This window comes from Caulobacter sp. D5 (genome assembly GCF_003185805.1).
GTDB lineage: Bacteria > Pseudomonadota > Alphaproteobacteria > Caulobacterales > Caulobacteraceae > Caulobacter.
In genome coordinates, this window is sequence record NZ_QHJY01000327.1 from 1 (window position 1) to 9,746 (window position 9,746).

General features: G+C 70.5%; 10 protein-coding genes. 5 read left to right on the plus strand and 5 right to left on the minus strand.

Going from position 1 to position 9,746, the window contains the following annotated elements; all coding sequences use genetic code 11:
- On the plus strand, nt 1-536 hold a 536-nt coding region (locus tag DMC18_RS26170), incomplete at its 5' end, for a PASTA domain-containing protein (RefSeq protein WP_199232597.1).
- A 1-nt stretch (nt 537) separates the two neighbouring features.
- On the plus strand, nt 538-1,179 hold the full coding sequence (locus DMC18_RS19665; RefSeq protein WP_110119692.1) for a hypothetical protein: 642 nt from the start codon (nt 538-540) through the stop codon (nt 1,177-1,179).
- Between the two features lie 24 nt (nt 1,180-1,203).
- Here the strand turns inward: DMC18_RS19665 and DMC18_RS19670 are convergent, their stop codons facing one another.
- From DMC18_RS19670 to DMC18_RS19680, 3 genes are all read right to left on the minus strand, one after another.
- A complete protein-coding gene (locus DMC18_RS19670) occupies nt 1,204-2,646 on the minus strand; it encodes an amino acid permease (RefSeq protein ID WP_110119691.1) in 1,443 nt (480 codons plus the stop codon).
- An 86-nt stretch (nt 2,647-2,732) separates the two neighbouring features.
- Entirely contained in the window at nt 2,733-3,941 is a 1,209-nt protein-coding gene (locus DMC18_RS19675; protein ID WP_110119690.1) for a Xaa-Pro peptidase family protein, read from the minus strand.
- A complete protein-coding gene (locus DMC18_RS19680) occupies nt 3,938-5,203 on the minus strand; it encodes an FAD-binding oxidoreductase (RefSeq protein WP_110133233.1) in 1,266 nt (421 codons plus the stop codon). The genes DMC18_RS19675 and DMC18_RS19680 overlap by 4 nt, the downstream gene beginning before the upstream one ends.
- Before the next feature lie 66 nt (nt 5,204-5,269).
- Here DMC18_RS19680 and DMC18_RS19685 point away from each other — a divergent pair, with 66 nt between their 5' ends.
- The 3 genes from DMC18_RS19685 to DMC18_RS19695 all read left to right on the plus strand — a co-directional run bounded on the left by DMC18_RS19685 (nt 5,270) and on the right by DMC18_RS19695 (nt 8,110).
- Complete coding sequence (locus DMC18_RS19685; RefSeq protein WP_199228387.1) at nt 5,270-6,187, plus strand: dihydrodipicolinate synthase family protein; 918 nt, start codon at nt 5,270-5,272, stop codon at nt 6,185-6,187.
- 186 nt (nt 6,188-6,373) lie between these two features.
- On the plus strand, nt 6,374-7,372 hold the full coding sequence (locus DMC18_RS19690) for a 4-hydroxyproline epimerase (RefSeq protein ID WP_110119036.1): 999 nt from the start codon (nt 6,374-6,376) through the stop codon (nt 7,370-7,372).
- A gap of 96 nt (nt 7,373-7,468) precedes the next feature.
- Nucleotides 7,469-8,110 (plus strand): GntR family transcriptional regulator, encoded by a 642-nt coding sequence (locus DMC18_RS19695; RefSeq protein WP_110119035.1) that lies wholly within the window; start codon nt 7,469-7,471, stop codon nt 8,108-8,110.
- Between the two features lie 12 nt (nt 8,111-8,122).
- On the opposite strand, the gene DMC18_RS19700 is transcribed toward DMC18_RS19695, so the two are convergent.
- A complete protein-coding gene (locus DMC18_RS19700; RefSeq protein ID WP_110119034.1) occupies nt 8,123-8,908 on the minus strand; it encodes an ABC transporter ATP-binding protein in 786 nt (261 codons plus the stop codon).
- Between the two features lie 14 nt (nt 8,909-8,922).
- The coding region (gene ntrB / locus DMC18_RS19705) for a nitrate ABC transporter permease (protein ID WP_110133234.1) at nt 8,923-9,746 on the minus strand (824 nt) is incomplete at its 5' end.

Sequence of the window (9,746 nt, forward strand, 5' to 3'; positions counted from 1 at the left end):
AAGCCACGGCCGCCGCCGCGCGCCCGGCAACGGCCGGACGCCTGGGCGCCGACGCCACGGCGCCGCTGAGGCTGCGCAGCGTCGCCGTCACCGATCTGGCCACCACCATGGCCACCCAGCTGGACGACGCCCAGGTCAGCCTGAAGCCGCGCGGCTTCTCGCTGGGCGCCATCCAGGTCAACGCCAAGGTCCTGCTGCAGGACGCCGGCGCGGTGCAGCTGATCGACGCCGACACGGCCCGGGACCTCAAGCAGGACGTGCTCAGCGACGTCAAATTCCAGTTCATCCCTGAGAAGCCGGCCGACGCGGCCGACGGCCCCCGCGCGCCCGACGTCCTGCAACTGACCGAGAGCGCCGCGCGACGGGTGCTGACCTCGGTCGGCCTGGTGCTGGAGGCCAGCGTCGGCCCCCACGCGCTCAATCCGGCCGTCGCCCCCGGCCAGGCCATGGTGCAGTCGCCCACGGCCGGCTCGGTCATCGCCCGCGGGGCGCGGGTGATGGTGATCTTCGCCGCCGCCGACGAACAGGGAGCCTGACATGGCCCAGGACGCCTCCGAACTGCTCAGCGAAAGCCTGGCCACGCCCTTGGGCGAAGTGATCGCCGCCGTCGGCCGGGGCGTGGCCGAGGCCCAGGCGGCGCTCGACCAGGGCTCGCTCAACGCCAGCCTGGCCATCTACGAGGCCGACGGCGACGAGGGCCTGGAGATGCTGCGCTCGATCGGCTACCAGCCCACCTTCTACGTCCTGCCCGAGACCACCTGCGAGGTGCAGGTCTCGATGCGGATCGGCGGCACGGGCGGCGCCGACGGCAGCGCCGGAACGACCGGCCGCGGCGGCGCCATCGGCCAGGCCCGCACCTATGTCACCCCGGTCGATGCGGCCTTCCAGCAGCGCTACGGCTTCCAGGCCAGCGGCGCGGCCAAGCTGACCTTCAAGATCGTGCCGGTGCCCGCCCCGGCCGCCCTCGACGACGCCGCGCCCATGCCTGAGGTGCGCGGCCTGACCGGCGCCGACGCCGTCGCCCTGATGGCGACCCGGGGACTGGCGGCCGAGTTCGTCGACGCAAAGGGTCAGAGCGTCAGCGCCGCCGACGCCGCCAAGCTGACGGTCAAGACCCAGGACGCCCCGCCCCGCGCCCTGGTCCGCACCACGAACGCGATCACCCTGGGCCTGGGGTGATCGCGTCCTTCCCGCGTTGAGGCCTCAGGGAACCTCGGCTTCCGTCAGCGGCGGGACGTCGACGCCCTTGGCCAGCAGGCTCGTGCGGCGGCTGTAGAGCAGGTAGACGACCAGGCCGATGGCGTTCCAGCCGGCGAAGCGCAGCAGGGTGCCGACCGGCAGGCTGACCATGAAGTAGAGGCAACCGACCACCGCCAGCGGCGCGACGATCCACACCGCCGGGCAGCGGAACAGGCGCGGCAGGTCCGGACGGGTCTTGCGCAGAACCATCACGCAGACGGCGACGCAGATGAAGGCCAGCAGCGTGCCGGCGTTCGACAGCTCGGCGATCTGGTCCAGCGGCAGGAAACCGCCGACCAGGGCCACGACCACGCCGGTGATCAGGGTCAGGCGCACCGGCGCGTGATTGGCGCTGAGCTTGCCCAGCGCCTTCGGCAGCAGGCCGTCGCGGGCCATGACGAAGAACACCCGGGTCTGGCCGTACATCATCACCAGGATGACGCTGGGCAGGGCCAGGATGGCGGCCACCGCGATGGCCACGGCGGCGACCGGGTGCTGCAGCGAGCGCAGGATGAAGGCCAGCGGCTCGCCCGACTTGGCGAACTCGGCATAGGGCCAGGCCCCCACGGCGCAAGCGGCCACGATCATGTAGATCACCGTGCAGATCAGCATCGAGCCGATGATGCCGATGGTCAGGTCGCGCTTGGGGTTCTTGACCTCCTCGGCCGAGGTCGAGACCGCGTCGAAGCCGAAGAAGGCGAAGAACACGATGGCGGCGGCCGCCATCACGCCGCGCGGGTGGCCGCCCTCGGTGTGGGAGACGAAGCCGTAGGGCATGAAGGGGTGGAAGTTGGCGGCCTTGATCGCGCCGATGGTCAGGACCACAAACACGGCCAAGGCGATGATCTTGATGATCACCAGCACGATGTTGACCGTGGCGCTCTCGCGCGCGCCCTTGGCCAGCAGGGCCGTCACCGCCACGGTGATCAGCACCGCCGGCAGGTTGATGATCCCGCCCGCGTGCGGTCCGGCCAGCAGCTCGGGCGGCAGCATGATGCCGACGCTCTTCAGCAGGCCGACCATGTAGCCCGACCAGCCGACGGCCACGGCCGCGCAGGTCACGGCGTATTCGAGCACCAGGCTCCAGCCGACGATCCAGGCCAGGCCCTCGCCCAGCACCGAATAGGCGTAGGTATAGGCGCTGCCCGCCGCCGGGATCAGGGTGGCCACCTCGGCATAGGCCAGGGCGGCGAACACGCAGAGCACGCCGCAGGCGGCGAAGGCCAGGATCACCGCCGGCCCGGCGCGCTCGGCCCCGATGCCGGTCAGGGTGTAGATCCCCGTGCCGATGATGGCGCCGATACCCAGCGCCAGAAGGTGCGGCCAGCTGAGCGTGGGCTTGAGCCTATGGCCCGCGTCCACAGCCACGATCGCGTCGAGCGCCTTGCGGCGCGTCCAGAAGCTCATTCGATCCCCCTTACAGGAACTCCGCGCCGCACTCCTCCCGGCGCCGCGGAGACATTGGCCAAATCAGAACTCGAAGCGTCCCTCGATCAGCGCTCCAGGCCGAACGGGTCGTCGATTGACGGCGAAGGCGGCGTGAACCAGGCCGCGCCGTCCTCGGTGACGTGAAAATGATCTTCCAGGCGCACGCCGAAGCGGCCGGGAACGACGATCATCGGCTCGTTGGAGAAGCACATGCCCGGCGCCAGCGGCGTGGAATCGCCGCGCACCAGATAGGGCCCCTCGTGGATCGACAGGCCGATGCCGTGGCCCGTGCGGTGCGGCAGGCCCGGCAGGGCGTAGTCGGGACCCAGGCCATGGCGCTCCAGCACCTGGCGGGCAACCTGGTCGATCACCTCGCACGGCAGGCCGGGCTTGACGGCGTCGAAGGCCGCGGCCTGGGCCGCGTGCTCGATCTCCCAGATCCGCCGATGCTCCGCGTCCGGCTCGCCGAACACATAGGTGCGGGTGATGTCGGCCTGGTAGCCCTCGACCTGGCAACCGGTGTCGATCAGGACGAGATCACCCTGCGCCAGTTCCTGGTCGCCGGGCAGGCCGTGTGGATAGGCCGTGGCCTCGCCGAACTGCACGGCGCAGAAGGTCGAACCGGTCGTGCCGGCCGCGCGATGGGCCTCGTCGATGAAGCGCTTGACCTCGCTGGCCCGCACGCCCGGCGCCAGCACCGCGCCCGCGCGGCGATGGACGTCGAGGGTGATGGCCTTGGCGTAGCGCATCAAAGCCAGCTCGGCCGGCGACTTCACGCCCCGGCAGCCATCGACCACCGCCGTGGCGTCCTTGACCGACAGCGACGGCGCGACCGACTTCAGCGACGAATAGAGCAGGAACGGCGCGGCCGGATCGAGCGCCAGGGTGTCGACGCCGACCTCGGCCAGGCAGCGGGCGACCAGGGCGGCGGGGCTTTCGTGCTCCTGCCACAGGCGGATCTCGACCTCGATCTTCAGATCGGCCTGCAGCGAACCCAGCTCGAAGCCCGGGCAGATCATCAGCGGCGCGCCGCTGACCGGCAGCAGCAGGGCCACCAGCCGCTCGGTCGCGCCCCACGGCACGCCGGTGAAATAGCGCAGCGACGCGCCGGCCCCGATCAGCAGGGCGTCGGCGCCCAGCGCGCGGGTCAGTCCCCTCGCCTTCTCCAGCCGGGCCTCGTACTCGGCCGCCGTGATCGCCGGCGGGCGGCCGGCGCGCGGCGAAAGGTCGGCCAGTTCGGCGGCCATGGTCGAAACGCCCACGCCCAGGGTCATGCGGTAGTCCTCGTCTTGCCGCGCCCGGAGGCGAAGCGATCTATGTCGAAAGCGGAGAGATCCGGCGCCTGGCCGGCAATCAGCCTGGCCACGATCTCGCCGGTGGTCGCCGCCAGGGTCAAACCCAGGTGCTGGTGCCCGAAGGCATAATAGAGATTGTCGGCCCGCGTGCTGGCGCCGATGGCCGGCAGATAGTCCGGCAGGGTCGGCCGCGCGCCCGACCACTGGGCGACCTGCCCGTGCAGTTTGATCCCCAGCGCGTCCAGGTGGCCACGCAGGCGGTCCCACTTCATCGGGTCGGGCGGCGAGCCCTCGCGGCAGAACTCGACGAAGCTGGCGGCGCGCAGGCGATCCCCGAAACGGGTCAGGATCAGCGAGCGGTCCTCGAACACCACCGGCGGCAGGCCGACCCAGTCGCCCGCCCCGCCTTCCAGGTGATAGCCGCGCTCGGCGATGATCGGGGCGACATGGCCAAGGCTGCGCATCAGCGCGCCCGAACCGACGCCGCCGGTCACCAGGATCTGGCCGGCGGCGATGCGCTCGCCCCCCTCCAGCACGATCTGCGCGAACCGGCCGCTGGGCGCCAGGCGCGAGACGCTGGCCGTCAGCCGCCGTCCGCCCGCCGCCTCGAAGGCTTCGCCGAGCAGCTTCAGGGCCTGGCCGGGATCGCTGACCTGGGCCGAGCCTTCGAATCGCGCCCCGCCCGCCAGGGGCGTCGAGACCTGCCGGCCCACGCGTCGCAGGGTCGGCTCGTCGAGGGGAGACAGTTTTGTCTGGCCGATGTCGGCCGCGCTCCAGGCGGCCATGCCCTTGCGGGCGGTCTCCTGGCTTTCCCAGACCACGACGTGGCCCTGCTCGATGACGAGATCGGGCCGCTCGACAGAGGCCGCCAGCCGCTTCCAGGCCGGCAGGGCGTCGGCCAGCAGGCCGCTCAGCGCGACCCGGCCGCGCGCCGCGCCGTCCGGCGTGCTCGCGCGGATATAGCGCGCCGCCCAGGGCATCCAGGCGGCGGCGTCGGCGAGTCGGAAATCCAGCGCGCCGCCCAGGGCGAACAGGCGCCTAGGAGCCGAAGCCAAAGCCGCCGGCGAGGCCAGGGGTTCGACCTGCTCCACCGCTATGTGACCGGCGTTGCCGTAGGAAGCCGGGGGCGGATCACGCCGCGGATCGATCAGCAGCACATCCTCGCCCGCGCGCCGCAGAGCCAGCGCGCAGATCGTGCCCACGATCCCGCCTCCGATAACCGCCGTTCCTGCCGCCTTCATCGTCGGGCTTTACCCTCGCACTCAATATCGTATACGGTAGACAAATCAGCAGGAGGCGCAAGCACTATGAGTTCCATGCGTTGGTCGGGCGTGTTTCCCGCCGCTACCACTCAATTCAAGCCCGATCTCTCGATCGATTACGACGCCAGCCAACAGGTGCTGGATAACCTCGTCCGCGACGGCGTGCACGGCCTCGTCGTGCTGGGCACCTGCGGCGAGAACAACTCGCTGGAAGCCGACGAAAAGCGCAGCCTGCTCAAGGCCGCCGTCGAGGTGGTCGCCGGCCGCGTGCCGATCATCGTCGGCTGCTCGGAGCTGACCACGCCCCGCGCCGCCGCCTTCGCCAAGGACGCCGAGACCATCGGCGCCAACGCCCTTATGGCGCTGCCGGCCATGGTCTACGTGCCGACCGAAGCCGAGCTGGAAGCCCACTTCCGCACGGTCGCCCGGGCCTCGGGCCTGCCGATCATGCTCTACAACAACCCGCCGGCCTATCGCGCCGCCATCAGCCTGGGCGTGCTCGAGCGCCTGGCCGACGAGCCGACCGTCGTGGCGGTCAAGGAAAGCGCGCCCGACACCCGCCGCTTCACCGACCTGGCCCGCGCCTTCGGCGACCGCTTCATCCTGATGGCCGGCCTCGACGACGTCGCGCTGGAAGGCCTGCTGCTGGGCGCCAAGGGTTGGGTCTCGGGCCTGACCAGCGCCTTCCCGCAGGAATCGGTGGCCCTGGTCGCGGCCGTCGACGCCGGCGACCTGGACACCGCCCGCAGCATCTACCGCTGGTTCATGCCGCTGCTGCACCTCGACGCCGAGCACGACCTCGTCCAGTCGATCAAGCTGGCCGAAGAGATCATGGGCCGCGGTTCCGAGCGCGTGCGCATGCCCCGCCTGCCCCTGGCCGGCGCCCGCCGCGCCCAGGTCGTCGCCATGGTCGAGGAAGCCGCCGCCACCCGGCCGGCGCTTTCCAAGGCCGAAGCGGCCTGACGTAACTTGCGTGGTCCTCGCCCCCATCGGGTCGCGCCGCAGGCGCGGCCCGCGTCAGAGCATGCTTCGACAAGCTCAGGGTGAGGACCATTTTTCAGACCGTGCAGTAGAAAACCTCATCCTGAGCTTGTCGAAGGACGAGGTTTTCGCTCCCCTCCGGCGGGTCAGCTTCTAGAGATCAAGTCCATGCGTCACACGTTCTTCTGCATCGACGGCCACACCGCCGGTAATCCCGTGCGCCTGGTCGCCGGGGGCGCGCCGCTGCTGCGCGGCGCCAGCATGAGCGAACGCCGCCAGGACTTCCTCGCCCGCTTCGACTGGATCCGCACCGGCCTGATGTTCGAGCCGCGCGGCCACGACATGATGTCGGGCGGCTTCCTCTATCCGCCCACCCTGCCCGACTGCGACGCGGGCATCCTGTTCATCGAGACCAGCGGCTGCCTGCCCATGTGCGGCCACGGCACGATCGGCATGGTCACCTTCGCGCTGGAGAACGGCCTCGTCACCCCGCGCGAGCCGGGCAAGCTGCGCCTGGAGGTTCCGGCCGGCGTCATCGACATCGCCTATGAGACGCAAGGCGACAAGGTTACGTCGGTGAAGATCCGCAACGTCGCCAGCTACCTGGCCGAGACCGGCGTCGAGATCGACGTCCCCGGCTTTGGCCCGCTGACCATCGACGTCTCCTACGGCGGCAACTTCTACGCCATCGTCGAACCGCAAGGCGCCTACAAAGGCGTCGACGCCCTGGGCGCGTCCGAGATCCTGCGCCTCAGCCCCATCATCCGCACCCTGGTGCGCGAGAAGGTCGAGCCGGTGCATCCGCTCGATCCCACCATCCGCGGCGTCAGCCACGTGCTGTGGGCCGACGCCCCGGCCAGCGACGGCGCCGACGGCCGCAACGCGGTGTTCTACGGCGACCGCGCCATCGACCGCAGCCCCTGCGGCACCGGCACCTCGGCCCGCCTAGCCCACCTGCACGCCAAGGGCCGCCTGAAGGTCGGCGACGCCTTCGTGCACGAAAGCTACATCAAGAGCCGCTTCATCGGCCGGGTGGAGGCCGAGACCACCCTGGGCGACCGCCAGGCGATCATTCCCTCGGTTCAGGGCTCGGCGATCGCGACAGGGTTCAACACCGTCTGGATCGATCGCGCCGACCCGTTCTGGGCAGGATTCCAGGTCATTTGAAATGACCCAGGTTTAATCCGAGCCGCCTGATAATCTGATATAGGGAGGCCCTCTCGGCGCGGGGGGCGCCGACCCAGGGGTTATAGTTCGCAGCTCATGAGCATCGTCGTCCGCACCCTGTCCGACCAGACGTACGAGATCGTACGTCGACGTATTCTCACCGGCGCCATGCCGCCGGGCGCGGCCGTGCGGCAGGACACCATCGCCGGCGAGCTCGGCGTCTCCAAGATCCCGCTGCGCGAGGCGCTCAGCCGCCTGGAGCAGGACGGCCTGCTCAACTCCTACCCCAACCGCGGCTACGTGGTGCGGCCGGCCTCCACCGAGGAGGCCAGCGAGGTCTTCGCCCTGCGCCTGAAGCTGGAGCCGGGCGCCACCGCCGAAGCCTCCCGCAAGGCCGGCCCCGAGGACCACGTCCGCGCCGAGGCCGCGCTGGCCGCCCTGGAAACCGAGCTGGGCAAGCCCGACGGCGACCACGTGGCCTTCAACCACGCCTTCCACATGTCGCTGGTCCGCCCCGGCGGCCACATCACCAGCCAGCTGGTCGAGCGGCTGCAGATCCTGTCGGAGCGCTACGTGCGCATCCACCTCGAGCCCTTCGGCCGCGACGAGCGCGCCAGCCGCGAGCACCGCCAGATCCTCGAAGCCTGGAAGGCCGGCGACGCCGCCACGGTCGAGGCCGTGGTCGCCGAGCACATCCAGGGCACGCTCGACGACCTGCGCCAGCAATTGGCGGCCTGACGGCGCCCCCCCCTACGCCGCCCGCCGCGTGTAGAGGAACTCGATCACCGCCGCCCGGGCGTGGACGTAGGACGCATCCTCCGCCACCGCCAGCCGGTCGCGCGGCCGGGCCAGATCCACCGGACGCACCTCGCCGATCGTGGCGCGCGGGCCGTTGGTCATCATCACGATGCGGTCCGACAGCAGCACCGCCTCGTCGACGTCGTGGGTGACCATCAGCACGGTGTTGTTCAGGGTCGCCTGGATCTCCATGACGCTGTCCTGCAGGTGGGCGCGGGTCAGGGCGTCCAGCGCCCCGAACGGCTCGTCCAGCAGCAGCACCTTGGGCTGCATGGCCAGCGCCCGGGCGATGCCGACCCGCTGCTTCATGCCGCCCGAGATCTCCGAGGGCCGCTTGTCCTTGGCGTGGGTCATCTTGACCAGTTCGAGATTGTGCAGCGTCCAGTCGCGGCGCTCGGCCGCCGACTTCTTGCCGCCGAACACCTTGTCGACCGCCAGCTGCACGTTCTCGCGCACCGACAGCCACGGCAGCAGCGAGTGGTTCTGGAACACCACCGCCCGCTCCGGCCCCGGCGCGCTGACGGCCTCGCGGTCGAGGATCACCGCCCCGGTGGTGGCCGGCACCAGGCCCGCCACCACGTTCAGCAGGGTGGACTTGCCGCAGCCCGAGTGGCCGATGATCGAGACGAACTCGCCCTTGTCGACCTGCAGCTCGACGCCGCGCAGCACTTCGGAAGCGCCCGCGCCATGCCCGAAGGTGACGCAGAGGTTCTCGATGGAGAGATAGGCCTTGCCCATGATCTTTCTCCTTCTCAGCTCGCCGCGTTGCCGCGGGAGACGATGCGGCCCGCGAGGGCGACGATGCGGTCCAGGGCGAAGCCGGTGAGGCCCACCCACGCCAGGGCCACGACGATGTCGGAGATGCGCGAGGCGTTGTACTGGTCCCAGATGAAGAAGCCGACGCCGACGCCGCCCAGCAGCATTTCCGAGGCGACGATGGCCAGCCAGCTCATGCCCACCCCGATGCGCAGGCCCGTGAAGATGTAGGGCGTGGTCGCCGGCAGCAGGATCTTGAAGAAGTATTCGATCGGCGACAGCCGCAGCACCCGGGCGACGTTGCGATAGTCCTCTGGGATGTTCCTCACGCCCACGGCGGTGTTGATGATGATCGGCCAGATCGAGGTCACGAAGATCACGAACAGGGCCGACGGATTGGCCTCGTGGAAGGCCGCCAGCGAGATCGGCAGCCAGGCCAGCGGCGGCACCGTCCGCAGCACCTGGAAGATCGGGTCGAGACCCCGATGCGCCCAGCGGTTGGCGCCGATCAGCACGCCCAGGCCGACGCCGACCACCGCCGAGATCGAGAAGCCGAAGGCCACCCGCTTGAGGCTGGTCAGCACATGCCAGAACAGCCCCTTGTCCACCCCGCCCCGGTCGTAGAACGGATCGACGATCAGCTCCTTGGACTCCAGCCAGATGCGCGAGGGCGACGGCAGGCCGTCATAGGAATCGCCGCACACGCCCTGCCAGACGGCGAGGATGACCAGCACGGTCAGGGCCGGCGGCAGGACGGCGGCCGCGACCGCTCCCGCCCGCCGCGCGATGCCGGCCGCCCCCGGGACCTTGGGGGCGACCG